The following is a 16,705-nucleotide window of genomic DNA, read 5'->3' as shown; positions in this document are numbered from 1 at the left end:
CACCGGATAAATGCCAGTGCCCTGGACAAGATTAGCCAATGGAAATTGAGGAAATCCCCAGTTGTTTCTGGCTGCGACTCATCATTTCAGGTCCGGCGACAAGTACCGCCCCAATGACGATAGATACAATGCAACTAGCCAGTCCCATCCCCCCTTGTTTCCCAACTTTTTTCAGGCCAATCAGGCCCCCGAGAAACAGAATTACGCCGATGAACTGCGCAATAGTCAGTGATGATGACTGTGCTGTTTTGGCACCTTGTTCGACATTGCGAACCATATCGGCAAGATCTCCATCGGCAAGAACGGCTTTGGGCAGCAACATCATGGGAATGAGCAGCAGGAACTTAGTCAGTTTGCTCCGGCATGACATTACAAACAGTTGTGCGTGGATAAATGCGGCGTACAGACGGGCCGCTACGACACGAATACGTGACATAGTTTCTCCTTAAATGGATATATCAGTGGTTTATATGAAGGTGAAAAAAATCAGAAGACGATTCCAATGCTTGCCAGCAGGGCATTGAGGACACGATCGATAAAGACCAGCAGGACGCCGGCAATAAATTTGACGTTTCCCTTACTGACGGATTCACTGGCACTCAGTGCGGTATGTCCATCGAGTCCGGCCTTGCGCCAGATGGATATCCCGTTCATTACAAATCCAACACCGGCCAGCTTGGCCAGCGACAGAACTGCATTTGCTGCGCCAGCAGCAGCGCCAAACGTCTGAGGTTGTACATATGCAATCGGGCCAAATGAGTCAGCCCTGAATCCCATTTGTACGCCTCCGGCGTTAATCATTGCCGGGAGTGATACGAGCATGCAGCTGGTTAACATCCCCGCAATAAATTTTCCGGGAGACATTTTTACCGGACCGGCTGAACGGGCGCGGGCAAACAGGGTAATCATGCTGATCACCCCGATGAATTCTCCCCAGGTAAACAGGAAATCCATTCCGGCACTGAAAATACTGCTGGCAAAGTTCTCAATGGCGGTCAGGGCATCCATGTTCATCAGCGTAACGTCCCTGCACTGGTGATGATGGTCCGGGTAGTCGGATCAATCCGCTGGATCACCACATTGCCCAGCGTCTGACCTTCTCTGACAGCCCAGGTACTACCCTGCCAGCGAATCCAGGCCATACCAGTTTCCATCGACATGATTTTCATTCCGTTAAGTACAGACGACGTTTTTTTCTTTGCTGGATGCGGTGTGGAAGAGGATTCAGTGACGCTTTTCTGTGTCATTATTCCGTTCAGGCGGCTCCGGATATCATCCAGCTGACGGCGTGTTTCCTGTGCGTATTCTTCATCCTTTTTTATAGCTTCGCCCAGCTTGTTAATGCTGTCGTGAAGCATATTCAGTGTTGCCTGAATTTTTTCATCGCGGTTATCCAGCTCTGTTTTTACATCCCGGGCAAGCTGGCTCATATCTTCTCCTGTCCGGACAGTCATAGTCTCAGTGGACTGAACGGAAGGTGATGATTCTTGTGTGGTTTGCCAGGTCTGTACGCCAGCATCCGCATCATTAAACGGAGGCATGCCTGTTTCCGATGGCGCTCTCAGGAACAGATACCATATGGCTGCGAGCAACACGACTGCACATAGCCCCCATGTTGCTACAGATATCCCCCAGACGGAACGTTTCCAGAAGGGGGCGGGTTTCTCTTCGGGTTCACCGAAGCTGCCGGTTTCATCTATTTCTGTTTCAGGTTTCATTATGGTGTCTCCGGTTGTTCATCATACCGACGTTGCATCACAGCTTTTCTTTGCTCCATGGCTGTCTGCATTCGTGCCTGCGAGCGTTGTTCCGCCTGTGATGTACGATTAACTGAAGGGGAAATGCCACTGGAAAGGGAAGATGACCTGGCGTCGTTTGTCATTACCGGGTCAACAAACAGAATTGATACGACTTCATGCTGATACACTTCTACCTGTTTATAGGGCTCACTTTCTGCCTGGCGGGTTAATATCTGACTTCCTCTTTCCGCCATACCACCGGCAATAACGCCCGCAACAGCTTCACCACTGGGCATTCCCACGCGTCCGGTAACCGTGCCATAGTTACCCTGAATAACCTGCGTGTTGGCATCTTTATAAAGTGTGCCAATACTGCCCACACCTCCTAACACTGACGGCAGAATGATATGTTTAAACCAGCGTGTATTCACATTGCTGGCCACGGATGACATCAGGTTGTCTTCCCGTTGAGCATATGCATTGACCTTAAGGTCCATGCCGTTCCAGCTCATCCGGTCGAAATGGATCTCCACGCCGTTACCCACCAGTTTGACTCCCGGACTGAACAGCGTTGCCCCTGCCCAGGGGCCAGCGGGAATGGTTGCGATAACCTTGGATGACGGGTTATCAGAATCCACTGCAGTATCAATATATGCCGGTATACGGGTCAGAGCAGGTATCAGTTGTATCCCTTTTTCTGCTACAGGCGTGGACAGGCTGGCATTCTGTAATGCGAATTGCTGCGTACCATTCTGCCCTGTTGTTTCTGCCGGAGATTTATTCCACATAGTCGTTGCTATGGTTGGTGTACTACCGGCAGGATGCTGATCTTTTATTCTTACAATCAGCTTTTGCAGCCGCTCCATACGTTTTTCACTGGCTGCTCGATCCTCCTGTGGTGTGCCGGAAGCCTGGCGATGAGCATAGTTTTCCGGTTTTGCTGCAGGCTGTTGTTGCTTTTCCGGAGTGTCCGGAATATCAAGCCCCTGTGGAAGACTGGCAATGAACGTCTGATTATTGCGGGCTGCAGCTGCGGCCCCTCGTTCATTATCCGCTCTTAACAGTTCACGATAGTGAGGCGTTTCGGTAACGCTGCGCGTTCCGCCGCTTGCTGCACTGTTAATGTTCACGGCTGACTGCATATCGCTGTTACTCCCTGATAGTTTGGAAAACGCGATATAGCCGCCGCCAAATAAGATGATGCTGCCCAGTCCAAGCAGGGCAGCCAGTTTCTTTCCGGATTTACCGGCATCCTGTTCAGCACTCATGATTACTCCAGTTCTGGTGTCACGTGAACGGACTGGCCATTCACAGAGAAAGTCAGTAGTGGGGTGACGGGAAGTTTCCAGAGATGAGTTCCGTCGGCAGAGGACAAGGTCTGTTCAAATTCATCGCGCAACATCGCCCGGGAACGAACCAGAAGGTCATCGCCGTGTTGCCAGATCGTTGTATCTGGGACATTACCTGTGAATTTCAGCCTCTTAACTGAAGGGTCCCGGGGAGGAATACCATCCAGAAATGCCTGTAATGTTGCATCATGCAGGGCGATCTTATCCGTCGGGATGGAGACAACCGGGCTGGTTGGTCCCTGCCGTGGTATTCGCAGATCCAGACGACTGTCCATTTCCTGACTGGATGACGGCGTATCTGTTTCGCCACTGGTTACGTTCAGGATGACCGGTACCGACAGACCTTTCAGGTAGACAGAAATATTTCCGGATGCCCATGGCCGCAATGGTGTGATTGTCACCATGTTCTCGTTGTACTGCACATCAAAGAGTTTTGGTGCCGCGTTATAAGGAGGATCGGATTGTGGCCATGGTGAACCGTTGATATCGGTAAATGTCACCACGCTCAGGTTGTTCATGGCTGTGCGAACAAGAGGAAGGCTGGCACCGGGGGACAGATTAACTGTCAGAGAGCTGATACGGGGTACAACACTGGTGATGGGCGCATTGATGGCCCGCTCGTTATCCGCCATGAGACTGCGTAGTGAGCGAATCTCATCGGCGGAGAGCTCAGAATCAAGCCTTGCCGCATCCTGTACCAGCGGGCTGGCCTGCCCGGGGGCAGGCAGCTCACCTTTTACCAGTGTTGCCGGAACACCTCCGGTGTTTTGGGAGGTGTTCTGAACGTGATCGCTGGCAGAATTTGTCGTTTGTGGTGTGCGTGCGTTCTGCCATCCTGCGTTATCTGCAGACGTGGCGGCGCTGCACACCAGGAGCAGTGTGCTCAGTAAATAACGTGATTGCATATTACTTATCTCAGGAGTTCGGTCCGGCGTTACGGGAGATCATCTGCCGGATTTCCATACCGGATGGTTTCAGTCTGGGGTCAACACGCTGGATGGTGATTTCGAAAACAAAAGACTGTTCTGGCTTGCTGGTTGTCTGGCCGACCAGACGCATACGGACAGGATACTGGAATGTCCAGAACCATACGCCGTCGGACATTTGTCCCTGTCGTACCAGAACGCCAGCACCTGTCGTGGCGGTCAGATTCATCTTCTCTTTCTTGATCGTCTCCAGAATGTTAGATGCCTGTAATGCATTCACATATCCGACAAAACCTTCGTCAGAAAAACGCGGAGACAGGGAGGAGATCTGTGAACGATAGTGCACAAAATCCAGGTTGAATGCGGTCGCCAGTGCCTGGCTGCCAAAGGCCATTGCATCATTCTGACTCCATGCTGGCTGACTTGTTGGTGCCAGCCTGACCAGACGACCATTGTCTGTAGCGAAATATTCGCGCTCCACATTCGTTGAGTGCCAGTACTGAATGGCGTTACCAGTAATACTGATAAGAAGACATGTGCCCGTACATAAAAGCGCTTTTATCAGCGCAGGGACATTATTTGCCCGCTGTTCTGACTGCTTCATAGCCCTGATTGTGCTCTTCAGTATTTCCGGGTCAGGTGCCGGATGTGATGGCGAGGATGGCTCGGTATTTTCGGTCATAGGTTGTAGTCCTTCCAGGGATCAATATTCCCCGGCAGCTTTTCATTCACCTTGTCCACGACCGCGTCGCAGACCTGGTTTTCCAGCTGCGACAGAATGTCGTCAAGGCTGGGGAACTGGGGGAGGTTTATGCTGATTTTTTTGATTCGTGACAGACAGGACTGCAGGGATGAGGAAACATCGTTTTCACGTTGTGACCATGCATCCGCAGCTGCACGTGCTCGCTCATATCCTGTATTACTACCGGCCTGTGCCGCGCTACCCGCACGACAGGTTGCAGCACTTGCCGTGGATGAAATCAGGATAAGGCCGAGCACGGCAACCAGAGACTTATGCATGTTCATATGGCTTCCTTACCGGCTCATCGGCCGGGGCTGTGGGAGAGATCCTGATGCAGAGTTTTTTCCTGCCTGTCCTCCGGCTTTTGGCTGTTGGACCACTGCTGCCATGACTGCTCGAAGCCCAGGTTCCGGTACAACGCATCAGGTTGTTTTTCCGGCGTGTAGACAGCAGCAAAAAGAGGTTCTTCCCGGGTTTTCAGATGAAACTGCATAAGCTCCGGTGCAGGGCGATTCGTGCTGTCAGCATCGTGGTTTACCGCTTCACCATAACCTGCAAAGCGTAAACCTTTGTCGGTCAGCGCATTGATAACCAGCTGACTGTTGTCGGCTGATGGGGTGGCCAGTGCCGGATACAATGTGCCGTTCAGCCGGACCACACCCTGCAGATGTTCATCGGCACTCTGGACAAGTAGCAGGTTGAGTTCACGCGTATCCTTATCCACTGATCCCAGAACAGGTGTCAGCTTGTCAGGGGCTGCGCTGGTTATTTCTGTTACCTGATTTGCGTTCTGTGGCGCGGAGACCGGATGTCGGTCTTCACCGATAAACAGATGTGAGCCGACGTTTTCTGGCATACGTAACGCTTTCATCTCTTCGGGCCACCCCTGGCTGATTTGCGCAGCCACTTTCATAAAGGTTTCGACCGGAATCGCCTGAATACGCTGACCTTTATCCGGATTATCATGTGATACCGAGATCCCGTTGGTAACTGACTCCATGGACCACTTATTCCGGAAACGTGCTTTTTGCTCTCCCGGGAGGATGAATTGTTCGCGGTTCTGAAGTGTCAGTGTCACCACGTCACCTTTCTGATGGTTTTTGACCAGACTTTCCAGTTGTTCCCCCCAGTAGAGTTTGCTGCCACTGCGGTTTTTAAGCTCAACAAAGAAACTCTCTCCTTTGCCGGGTGCATATTCAGCACGACCAAAATTGTGCAGTACGGCAGTCACGCTCTCTCCCGGGCGAAGTTTTCCTGGTGGTTCTTCACCTTGTGCCGCATCTGCCGTTTTGCCAGGTTCAGCCGGTGATGATGCAGGGACGGTGCTGACGGTTGATGCTTCAGGGGCTACTGGGGACGCCGGGGATTGTGTGGCTTCTTTTTCCTGAACAGGGTCTGGGACTGCTGGTTGTTCAGGGGTATTCCGGTTAAGTTCCGGTGTTGGCTTATGGGTGACAACAGTATCCTTACCGACAGCCATTTCCTTGCGTAATTTTTCGAGCGCCGCTCGCTGATCCGGGAATTTCATGCGCACTTTGATGTTGTGCTCGATGATCAACTGCATCGCTTTTTGCTTAAAGGCATCACTGCCCGTCAGCTCAATGACACCACCATAAAAATCAGTGGCCACAGCAAGTGCAGCCAGAACACTGCGATCGTCATTGCTGGCACCGTTGACCATTTCCAGCCGGTTTACCCGGTCAATGAAGGCAGGTTTGCCATCCAGTTTGTACAGGACGGTTCTGTCTGCTCGTTCTTCACCTTCCAGCGATTTAATGATTTCGTCCAGATTGAGCGATATCGGTGCATCAGGGCGTTCCGGGGCGTAGACAATACTGTCAGGTGCCGGTGTGGTCGTCGTGGTTTCCGGTGAGGGTGTGGGATCACTGTTCTCATGCGCCTGTGAATCCGTTTTTTTACGCGTAAAAAAGCCACGCGCTTTGTCGAGAAACGATGAAGTATTATCAGAAGATGATGTGCTCTGAACAGGTTGCTGTGGAGTGGGGTCATCCCGGACAGCCGGTTCTACTGTATCTGTTGTGGCCTGAAGTTCTGACTCATCAGCCTGAACGTGGCCTGTGTCCGGTTGCGACGGCATATCACTGTTTTCCTGCAGATGCTCAGGATTTTCATTGTTCATCAGCTCCTGATATGCGCTGTAGTTTTCGTATTCTTCGGGGCCATCTGACTCAGGAAGGAACGGCTCTGGCTGAAGGGGAATGTCTTCAGTTACATGGTTGACCGCCTCTTCCCGGGGAGTATCCGGGGATATTCCGGTGCTTTGTTTGTCATCAGGCTCCGTCATCACGGTCATTTCCTCTTTGACTGCATCAGGGGAAGGTGATGGCTCGGCTGATTCATTCATGGTTTCAGATGAGGGACTGTCTTCAGGGGATGCGGTGGTGGCAGCAGGGGCCGGTATTTCAGGTGAAGTGCCGGATTCCTGTTGTGACTCGTTTTTTTCCGGTTGTGACAGTTCAGCTTCAAATTCACGCCAGTCTTTATCTGTGGCCACCGAGACAACTTTTTCCGGAGGTTCCGCCGGATGAGCGGGTTCATCAGGGGCAGACGCCGTTGTACTTTCCGGGGACGCCAGTGATTCTGCAGGGGAGTCCTGAACTACAGAGCTTTCCGTTTGCGCCTGAACGTTATCAGCGTGCCGCTCATCTTTGCCGTTATTTTCAGTGGCGTGACTGGTAAATGACTGTGTTTCATCAGCAATGTTACTGCTGGAAGCAGCTGGTTGTTCCTGCTGCGTGGCGGACGGCAGAGAAGGTCCCTGGTCATGGCTGTGCCCTGTATCGGGTGATGTTTCAGGATATTCTGTCGGAGTCATGGTTTTTTCCTCAGTGTGGACCGGTGTAAAAACGAGGTTGCCTATCACCAGTGCCTCGCGCATTTCCGGGGTGTTACTGTTGGGGGTGGAAACCCCGATGTGTTCTAACTGGGCGTTGATGACATGCTGAAAAGCGGCCCGTCCCCGGCTTGCGTCCAGGTCATTGAAATCGGTCAGCCCCTGCGCTTTTTCGGCATCGGTGAACGCAGGAAAGATGACCGATCCTCCTGTCAGTTCTGCGGCTTTTGTTGCACTGACGATACCTTTGTTAACCCGGATTGCATGATCGTTGTCGGCACAGAAGATAAAGGGGCTTTGCGTCCACTTTTGCCGGGCATTTTCGGCAACGGCAATCATGTTGCCTCCATCCACCGTCATCAGTACCGGAAGGCCCGTGGCTTCGTGCAGGGAGGCCGCAGTGGCATAGCCCTCGGCAAACAGTACCGGCTGACCGTTGCGCGGTGTGCCCAGCGCAAACCAGTTACCGGTTTTCTCCGAATCTATCAGGATGCGGGCATCTTTCCCCCCGGTGACCGGAATACGCTGGTAAGAGCGTATCGCGCCGTTACGGTTACTGAAGGGAATAACCAGTTCATTTTTGTTGTTTACCCGCACCCCCGGTGCAGCCTGAATGCCTTTCCGGGTCAGGTATTCATGTGCTGTGGCCTGCGGCCATTTGTTGATATAGCGGCGGGCATACGCGGCCTGTCGGTTGTACTGTGCTTTCAGTTCCCGCTCCGCGTCCTCCCTGCGTTGCATTGAATGCGCTTTCAGGTGGAGTCTTGCGCGGGGATCTGTCTGTTCTCCGCCGGAGAAGGTCCAGGTGATCGGCGAATTATCCGCGCTGCGATAATCCCTGTACCAGCCGGCAGGTCTGCCGTCCAGGAATCCGCGATATGCGCCACTTTTTTGTCCTTTTTTGTCATCGGCGGTCGGGACACGGTGGATTTTCCCGTCCATGACCGGCAGTTCTTTCAGAACCAGTCCGGCATTCTCCAGAACCTGGGCAAACTCGGTGACCGGATCACTGCCGTTCATGGAGACGTCCTGTGGCCGGGGCAGCCAGCGGTCCAGCCTGGACAGGTCCGCCCCCGGGCGGGCGAACCAGAGTTTGTGCTCCTTGTCCCAGATGACGGGCGTGTGCCCGTTCATCGGGGGATGTGCTTTTTTGAGATCTTCTATTTCATCTGCAGGCACGGCAAGCCAGGTGCGGTAGCGGGATACAGACGGCATGAGTGCTTCTCCTGAAAAAAGACGGAAAAAAACCACCGCCGGAAGCCGGGGGTGGCTGGGGGGATAGAAAATCGGGGGAGAAATGTTTGTCAGGGTCTCCAGTCTGTACCCTTATTCCAGCGATCCTGCCAGTGTTCAAGATATTGTGCGGCTACATCCGGCATATTCTTGAGCACAACGACATTCTCTGAATTCTTGCGTGCAGCAGCACGAGAGAAGTTATAGGAGCCAGTTTCAACCGTGTTTCCGTCAACAATGATGACTTTGTCGTGATGGATGGGGAAGGCATCTACAGTCCGGAGAGGAATGTCCAGCAGGTTGATATATTTCATCGCTTCCTGACTTGCCCGGTTCGTATTCCCCTTGTCATCAACAACAATACGGACGTCCACTCCGCGTTTTTTCGCTTTTGCCAGCGCATGCATTACATCCGGGTCGGTGAAGGAATATGCCATCATCCTGATGGAGCTTTCCGCACTGTTGATTGTGTCAAGCACCAGAGCGGATGCGCTTCCTTCAGGAGAAAAGCCGACCTTCACGGATGGCGTGTCGATCATTGCAAACGATGGTGTCGTGAACAGTAACGGGCATGCCAGTAGCGATACCCGGAGCAGAGTAACGATAGTTTTTTTACCTGACATAAAGACTCCAGAATTTAATCGAGGCCAGTCCAGTCTCGTGGTGATTCCGTATGGTGGCGATACCACCATGGACGACCGGAGGCGATGGCCCCTCTCAGAATGCTGAAAATGCGAGTACAGATCGTCCTGACAGTCCAGCCTGAACGGTCGAGAATGACGAAAAATAAAATGATGCCGGTGCAAATCCAGAAGGTTGTTTTGGAGGGAAAGGGGCATATAAACAGATAAATCATGGTGAACGGCAGAGGTACGCCCTGGATGTTGACTGGCGGTGTTGCATATCGCCAGAAACCTTCTCTTTTCATGACCGTAACTCCCCTGGCGGGATAAAAAGAATCGCTTCTCTTCGGTCAACTTCATTCCGGATATACATTTCCAGAATCTGGTCCCGGATACGGCGCTTCTCCTGCCGGATTATGGCATCAATGTGATGCCCCCACTCTGCATGCGGCATTCCGGAAAGATTGTCGCGAAGCTCATCGTTAATGACGATATATTCCCGGACGGCTTTACGACCACCGTCATTTGTTCTGACCAGAACCTGAACCAGAATGAACTGCAACAGTGACAGGACAGCCCAGGCCATCGAATCCCTGATGACAGGGGGAAACAGCCCAAGAAGACGTGCCAGCGTTTCACCAGGAGATTTCGTATGCATGGTGCTCAGGCAGTAATGCCCGGTGTTGCCTGCCTGAACCGCTGCGTCGGCGGTTTCGTTATCCCTGATCTCACCAACACCGATAATTTCGGGATTACGTCGTACAGCAGAACGCAGTCCGGCAGCAAAACTGACCACATCACGCCCGATTTCTGCCTGATGCGGTGGGAGCAGATCGTTTTCATTTCCCAGGATATATTCCACCGGGTCTTCATATGTCACGATTTTGGCGTCGGGGAAATTGTCCATAATGTAACGGTACAGTGCTGAACACAGCGTTGATTTTCCTGACCCGGTTTCACCACATACAAATCCCAGACCGCTTTTGCAGACCATTGCTTCAAGCAGGTCTGGTTCAATGTTCATGGAGAGAATGTCCGGTATTTCTGTCGGGATGACACGCATGGTTATTGAGACTGCTTTCTCCTCTGCACCAGATGTGCCCTGAATGAGGTGGGAGCGTAACCGGATGCGTTCTCCGCGTTTAAGACCATAGCGACCGGATGCATCCCCGTTAATCTGTATCGTCCTGTCAACCGGATTGCCTGCCAGAACGCGGGGAACGACTTCCCGACCGAACAGTTCATCAATCAGGGAGGACATGAGTGTGGTTGGTAACGTTGCACTGGAACAACGCACCCGTCGGCCAAAGCGACTGACAGATACAGGTGACCCACCGGTCAGATCCACATCACTGACTTTATGTGCGGCACACCAGACAAAGAAATGCCGTAATTCATCTGCAGTGAAACGCTGAAACGGAAAAAGACCAAACTCATCAGGAATATTCATCGGGAGCCTCCTTCAGTGCCTATAAGCGGACGCCAGTGAGATTTCTGAAGATTGAATTCCGCATGATTTTTAAGGCGACGAACACGATCTCCAGTGACCAGTTTTTTCCCGTCACCTGTAACGGTTTGCATTTGATCAGAAACATCCGGACGGGTGATCATGCCCTGACGCCAGAGAAGTGAGTACAGCATCATGCCCCGGTAATCACGGGTGAGGGTTTTCTGGTTGGCTTCAAGCGTCAGGTCGGCGTTTTGTCTTCCTTCCTGCCATCCCTGCCGTAATGCGGTTTCCCACACTTTTCGTTGCACGCTGTCTTCTGGAACGACGCTGCCTTCTGTACCCGGAGTGGCTGTTGTTGAAAGCCCCCGGAGAAGCCAGTCACGCCAGCCCGGTGGATTGCTGACAAAGCGTTCAGGGCGAATGATGGTCCAGACCCGGGAAGAGGTCCGGATTTGATCTGGCGTGATATGAGCTACGTCCTGTGCTTCATCAATAACCGGTGGTAGCCAGCCTTCCGGGCTAATCAGTGGCCGGAAATCGTATAAGGCATTAAGTGTGCTTTCCCGGGCGTTGAGTGCCTGAATCAGCTCCCATGAACGCTGAGCCTTGCCACCACGAAATCCAAGCGTTTTACCTGCGTCGGTCAGCATTTTCCAGCGTGTTTCTGACAGACTATCCGGCTTTTCACTTCGTGGTTTAAGCCATGCATTAATGTCAGGTGGTGGCGTATTGACACCACCTGGCGAGATGGTAGGGGAAGAAGAACAACCAGTAAGCAGTATTACTGGCAAAATGAGAGAGGTGAGTGCTTTCATTTTTTCCGGTTCTCCGGCTGCATGAAGCTGACCTGTAACAAGCCCGGATATTGATGGATTGTTGCTCTCCAGGCTGTCTGGGCTTCAATAAGTCTCAACGTATTGGAAAACGTCATATCCCGGACGTGAAGGTTGACTGGTAACGGCAGGCGGACACCATTGTAGTTAAACTGCATCCCCCTGACTCTGGCCAGTTCGTTCAGTAATTCAATTGCATCACCTTCCCAGTCAAAGGAAAGGCGATCGCTGTTAGCTGTCAGAAGATGAGACCCCGTTGAAACCGGAAGTTGGCCGGAAAACACACCTTTGTCCCATAATGTGTACTGAGTGTGCCGGGTAACCGCCACATCAGAGGCAGCACCGTAGTTACGCGGAACAGGAGTATGCTGAGAAGGGGAGTTGCAGCCAGCCAGAAAAAGGGCGGCAAGACACCCCGCAGGTATAATACGGTTCATAATAATTCCTGAGCAGTTAAATCAGAATGGGATATACCGGTGCTCCGGTACAGACAGGATGATGTTTGTTTCCGGCTATACTTGCGTTACCGGAAATAAATGCCAGTGTGGCCAGGTAAATAGCCTCATAGTTTACTGAAGGTGATTATTCCTGATACTGGCTGGTTGATGTGTCGTCAGACATAAAACGAATATGAGCGTAATCTTTAACGCTCCGCGCCGAATCGATCCATGATGGATGACTCGACGATTTATGAATCGAACGTACCGGCGCTTGTCCCTGAAACAGTTCCCGGCCCTCGTCCGGATGACCTGCAATTCAGACAGGCACATGTGCCCGTACACTCTTGTATCTTACTGAGTATATCAGAATTTATGTAAATTCAAATATCCTCTATGCCTCTTTGTTGTATTTTCCGTCAAGTATGAGCCGGGTACCATCGTAATGCATGATCAGGGCATCAAGGTACGCCGGTTTGAATTTCTTGCCGAGCCTATCTCTGGCCAGAAATGATAAACAATGATTATGTGTCATTATTACTATGTTCCTTTTATGAGATTCTCTTGCGATTGATTCAAGCGTCTTATAAAGATCATTATTGCAGTCTGATAAACTGTCCATAACGACGGGGTCTTTACCGGAGAAGAATTTTGCAGTTTGTATGGTTCTTACCGCATTGCTGGAGTAAATATCATATTCACTGAAGATTGTTGCGAACTTAATACCTTCCTGCTGTGCTTTCTCTGTACCGGTAATAGTGATTCCGCTTTTATCCGAATAGCATGGCATATCTGAACGGTCGCAACGTTCTCCATGGCGGAAAAGGAAAATAACGGTGTTATCAGCATTAATTTCTTTTGCCTGTTCTAGGGTGATATCGGGAAGCGAGCTTTTTGCTTTTGTCACTGCAGCTACCAGGAAAACAGAAAATAAAAGAATGAATGCTGTCTTTGAATAAGAAGAACGTGGTTTCATCATGTTATTTAAAATGAATATAAAAATACCCCCGGGTTTAGTGCCGGGGGCGGGGACAGTAATCAGAAAGTGAACTGAAGTTGTGCCATTGCACCGTAATCGTGGTCAGTTCCTACCAGGCCGGAAACATCGATATGTACGACGTCAAATGGAGAGATACCAACGCCAGCGGTGAAGGCGCTTCCGGAGTTTGATGCCATGTTCTGACGATAACCGGCACGCAATTGCGCCCATTTCCATGCGTTAAATTCAGCACCAACACTTGCAAACTGACGTTTGCTGTCAGAAGTGAAGCCACTGGCAGGAGTCAGATCAACGTCAAGAGCAGTGGTAAACAGGTCATTATGCCAGGATACACCGGCGGTTGCCTGTGGACGAACTTTGAAGGTTTCTTTAAAGCCATTGACGACTTTAGTATCAATACTGCGTGGAATGATGTTCTGGGCAACAAGACCGACAGTCCAGTTGTCATTCAGGTCTGTATAAGCACCAATATCGGCGTTGAATCCGTTTTTCGTGTTGTGGTACTTGTCACCGTCAAAATCGTCTTTGTCGTAATCACGAACCGTTACGTTGTAGTTAAACAGGTCCACACGCTGATATTTTGGTGTGACGCCAAGAGACCATTTTTGTCCGGCCGTTTCCAGTTCTTTGGCAAATGAAATTCCGACGTCGGTAATTACAGCTGCACGCCCGAATGCGCGTGAGGTCAGGGCATTCTTATCGACGTCGGTAATTGTTCCATTGGCAACTTTGTCCAGATAATCCAGGTCTGCATCGTTTACTTTTCCGTTTACGCTGACAGTTCCGTAAGACTTGACCATAAGGGCAAACGGCAGAGTGTCATTTGCCATGGCTGCTACAGCTGATACACCTACCTGAGCATCTGCATTGATATTGCGGAATTCCTGCAGACGATGTTTAAGATTTGCCGCTGCCTGTTGTACGCCATGCTGGTTATCTACAGCACTGTCAAACAAATCCCAGTCATCTTTAACATCATCAGCTTTATTTGATACATCATTAGGATCAGCAACTTGTGCCCCAACAGACGGCAGAAGAAGGCTGAAATCATCATTGCTGTTGTGCTTTGTCAGTAAAGCCGGGTTTGCCAGAGGTGCCACACCATAATGGGAAGATGCTACCCCGGTGCCACCCATTGCATCGTTACGCGCTTCAAAATATGACGTCGCTGCTGCAGCGTTAAAGGAAAATAATACAGCAGATGCAATGATGGTGCGGGTAATATGATTTTTCTTCATCATTTAATTTCCTGTTTATCAGAATTTAGACAAAACAACGCTATGACACGGATGTGCCGTAATTTTTTACTTTGGTACTATCTGGTATTTACCAGGGTAATAAAGACGTATTAAATAAGCTAACAGGTAGTATTTGCCCTGTAATAAGGTTCTCGGCAAGGCCAGGTCTCAACGTGACGCGTCGCAAAGACATTGTTGTATTCTGCCTGGTTGTATATTCAGTTAACCATTTTCTTTTTTCATCGTTCAGAAGTGTTGGTGATAATGATAGTGCCGGATATATTACAGAGCCATTTATTTCTTTTTCCTGTCTCAATATTACCCCGCAATATTCTCTTTTCGTGTTTCCTGCGAAGGGGAAACTATGCCAGAAAATAACTTCAGTGTTGCTGCTATTATTAATAAGCATTCTGAAATTATCAGCAGTATCTGGCCATTCACCGGACAACGCTATCGGATAGTTTTCATGGCCATTCAGCCAGTCCGGATTGAGATTAAAACATTCAGCAAGATGTTCGAGAGCGTCAGCTGAAAGATAGTCTGCAAGTCTGGCCGGGTCCTGTATAACCGTGGAGCGGATATTCCATGGCGACAGCAATGTTGCCAGTAATGGCGCATTTATATCATGCGACAGCATGATGTATTCAATTCTGCTTATTATGTTTCCTGTGGTGTTATCCGCAGGCATAAACATATTATGAAGAGCATCCTCAAGCAGGATTCGGGTTAAATCAGCGGTGGATATGGCTAATTGTTCGCTCATTATCCCCAGAACTTCTCTTACCCCTTGTGGGTAACGGACCTGCAGAGGTGTCGGGTTTATCTGACGACCGTTGATGAGTTTTTCGCCGATTGCTTTTTTGTCCAGCGAGAGCATCATTCGGGCCGCAATACCGGTCGTATTCAGTCTCATTGTTCCTCCGACTGAAAAAGTCTTTTCAGCTCATGTGGTTATTGTATCTTCGGTGTTTTTTCTGGTGAAACGAATAATTTCGATCATGCAGATCGAATGTGTTTGGCGAGTTGTTGCAACTCGCCTTTCTGTATGTGTTTTGAATGATGTTTACAGCGGGGTGCTGCCCGGGTTCAGAGGGCAAATCATAATGTAGTCAGGGTCGTTAACAGGTAACGCTCCGGGAGATGGGACACGTTCGCCTTTCTGTGCTGCAATGGCCAGTGTACGCAACAAAACCTCACTGGCGCGGTGAACTGCTTCCTCTTTCGTTGTGGCAGTGACGTGAAGGTTATCAAAATCACCGATCTCAATACGATGCGCTTTCTGCCCATTTTCTTCATCGATGGTCGTGATATGGGCAGGATACGGCACAAACCATGCTGCCACTTTTTGTGTCTGCCGCCGGCGGGCATCAAGCTTACTGACCAGTTGCCATGCACGAAGATGAGTATACCGTTTCAGCATATTCATGGAACGATGTCCTGATATTGCAGCAATCTCCATTACATTCAGGCTACCCAGTTCGAAGAAGCGGCTTATTGCTTCATGCCGTAGATCGTGAAAATGCAGGTCCTCGATGCGAAGTCGTTGTGTGGCTATTCTCCAGGCATTTTTAAAGCCGGATGCGGTGTAATCAAAAACATTGCCGTGGAGATTAACGGGCATCATCTGAAGAAAGTTACGGGCACGTCTGGACAGAGGAACATCCCGTGAGTGACCGTTTTTGGTTTCAGGTAAATGAGCCACACCGTGGCGCAAATCAATGTGTTCCCAACGTAAGGCCAGTATTTCGCCCTGCCGCATGGCTGTTTCAAGGGCAAGATGGAAAATGACATACAACATCAGATTTTTTTCGCGGAAATAGCGAGAAAGGCGACGTTCTTCTGAAGACGTTAGCCGACGATCTCGTCCGGAGGATACTTTCGGCTTGCGAACCAGTTCAACCGGGTTAGTACGACAGGTTCCCCATTCAACACGAGCAATATTGAACAGAGATGACAGAAGGGCGAGTTCAAGACGTACAGTATTACCTGTAATGGCTTTACCCGTTCGGGGGTTGATTTCTGCTAAACGAACGTCTCTGTATGTAGCAATATCAACGGTTGTTATTTCGTCCATATTCCGAAGGGCAATGGGATATCGCTTGATAACATTGCTCCGGTAAAACTCCTGTTGATGCCCTTTCTTGTGAACAGAAACTGTTTTCAGGTACTTATCCAGTGCGCGTGACAGGGACATTTTACGGATGCGTGGAGACGGCATGCTAACCTCAAAAGAGGAAAAAATAATGCCAACAATCATTCTCTGCAAGCGTGCCAATCCGGT

Annotated in this window: 17 protein-coding genes; all 17 read right to left on the bottom strand. The window is 50.4% G+C overall.

The genetic code is table 11. The features are described from left to right. Window positions 1–31: 31 nt before the first annotated feature. A complete protein-coding gene (gene traR / locus ACH0WD_RS21080; protein WP_000086960.1) occupies window positions 32–436 on the bottom strand; it encodes an IncI1-type conjugal transfer protein TraR in 405 nt (134 codons plus the stop codon). 50 nt (window positions 437–486) lie between these two features. Continuing rightward, complete coding sequence (traQ, locus tag ACH0WD_RS21075) at window positions 487–1,014, bottom strand: conjugal transfer protein TraQ (protein ID WP_001055569.1); 528 nt, start codon at window positions 1,012–1,014, stop codon at window positions 487–489. Continuing rightward, the gene (gene traP / locus ACH0WD_RS21070; protein WP_000801920.1) at window positions 1,014–1,718 is read right to left on the bottom strand and encodes an IncI1-type conjugal transfer protein TraP; all 705 of its coding nucleotides are present in this window, start codon (window positions 1,716–1,718) and stop codon (window positions 1,014–1,016) included. Before traP ends, traQ begins: the two co-directional genes overlap by 1 nt. Beyond that, a complete protein-coding gene (gene traO / locus ACH0WD_RS21065; RefSeq protein ID WP_001271994.1) occupies window positions 1,718–3,007 on the bottom strand; it encodes a conjugal transfer protein TraO in 1,290 nt (429 codons plus the stop codon). The genes traP and traO overlap by 1 nt, the downstream gene beginning before the upstream one ends. Window positions 3,008–3,009: 2 nt before the next feature. Further along, entirely contained in the window at window positions 3,010–3,993 is a 984-nt protein-coding gene (gene traN, locus ACH0WD_RS21060; RefSeq protein WP_021513963.1) for an IncI1-type conjugal transfer protein TraN, read from the bottom strand. A gap of 10 nt (window positions 3,994–4,003) precedes the next feature. After that, a complete protein-coding gene (locus ACH0WD_RS21055; protein ID WP_000138552.1) occupies window positions 4,004–4,696 on the bottom strand; it encodes a DotI/IcmL family type IV secretion protein in 693 nt (230 codons plus the stop codon). Beyond that, window positions 4,693–5,040: a conjugal transfer protein gene (locus ACH0WD_RS21050; RefSeq protein WP_001055900.1), complete on the bottom strand. Its 348-nt coding sequence runs from the start codon at window positions 5,038–5,040 to the stop codon at window positions 4,693–4,695. The genes ACH0WD_RS21055 and ACH0WD_RS21050 overlap by 4 nt, the downstream gene beginning before the upstream one ends. Window positions 5,041–5,057: 17 nt before the next feature. After that, window positions 5,058–8,825, bottom strand: a complete 3,768-nt coding sequence (locus ACH0WD_RS21045; protein WP_006855639.1) for an LPD7 domain-containing protein — start codon at window positions 8,823–8,825, stop codon at window positions 5,058–5,060. Window positions 8,826–8,914: 89 nt separating this feature from the next. After that, complete coding sequence (locus ACH0WD_RS21040; protein ID WP_000014584.1) at window positions 8,915–9,466, bottom strand: phospholipase D family protein; 552 nt, start codon at window positions 9,464–9,466, stop codon at window positions 8,915–8,917. 14 nt (window positions 9,467–9,480) lie between these two features. After that, window positions 9,481–9,771, bottom strand: a complete 291-nt coding sequence (locus ACH0WD_RS21035; RefSeq protein WP_001299214.1) for a hypothetical protein — start codon at window positions 9,769–9,771, stop codon at window positions 9,481–9,483. Beyond that, window positions 9,768–10,916, bottom strand: coding sequence for a plasmid transfer ATPase TraJ (gene traJ / locus ACH0WD_RS21030; RefSeq protein ID WP_001024976.1), 1,149 nt, complete (start codon window positions 10,914–10,916; stop codon window positions 9,768–9,770). The genes ACH0WD_RS21035 and traJ overlap by 4 nt, the downstream gene beginning before the upstream one ends. After that, on the bottom strand, window positions 10,913–11,731 hold the full coding sequence (traI, locus tag ACH0WD_RS21025; protein WP_000646097.1) for an IncI1-type conjugal transfer lipoprotein TraI: 819 nt from the start codon (window positions 11,729–11,731) through the stop codon (window positions 10,913–10,915). The genes traJ and traI overlap by 4 nt, the downstream gene beginning before the upstream one ends. Beyond that, window positions 11,728–12,186, bottom strand: a complete 459-nt coding sequence (gene traH / locus ACH0WD_RS21020; protein ID WP_001079808.1) for an IncI1-type conjugal transfer lipoprotein TraH — start codon at window positions 12,184–12,186, stop codon at window positions 11,728–11,730. The genes traI and traH overlap by 4 nt, the downstream gene beginning before the upstream one ends. Before the next feature lie 394 nt (window positions 12,187–12,580). After that, complete coding sequence (locus ACH0WD_RS21015) at window positions 12,581–13,165, bottom strand: histidine phosphatase family protein (RefSeq protein WP_000977520.1); 585 nt, start codon at window positions 13,163–13,165, stop codon at window positions 12,581–12,583. A 59-nt stretch (window positions 13,166–13,224) separates the two neighbouring features. Beyond that, complete coding sequence (locus ACH0WD_RS21010) at window positions 13,225–14,427, bottom strand: conjugal transfer protein TraF (protein WP_000976357.1); 1,203 nt, start codon at window positions 14,425–14,427, stop codon at window positions 13,225–13,227. Between the two features lie 85 nt (window positions 14,428–14,512). Continuing rightward, a complete protein-coding gene (gene traE / locus ACH0WD_RS21005; RefSeq protein WP_015058912.1) occupies window positions 14,513–15,337 on the bottom strand; it encodes a conjugal transfer protein TraE in 825 nt (274 codons plus the stop codon). Between the two features lie 150 nt (window positions 15,338–15,487). Then, complete coding sequence (locus ACH0WD_RS21000; RefSeq protein WP_001139955.1) at window positions 15,488–16,642, bottom strand: tyrosine-type recombinase/integrase; 1,155 nt, start codon at window positions 16,640–16,642, stop codon at window positions 15,488–15,490. Window positions 16,643–16,705: the final 63 nt, after the last annotated feature.

It is taken from the genome of Salmonella sp. 2020_1395 (genome assembly GCF_043848115.1).
GTDB lineage: Bacteria > Pseudomonadota > Gammaproteobacteria > Enterobacterales > Enterobacteriaceae > Salmonella > Salmonella enterica.
This window is presented reverse-complemented; position numbering and strand designations above follow the sequence as displayed.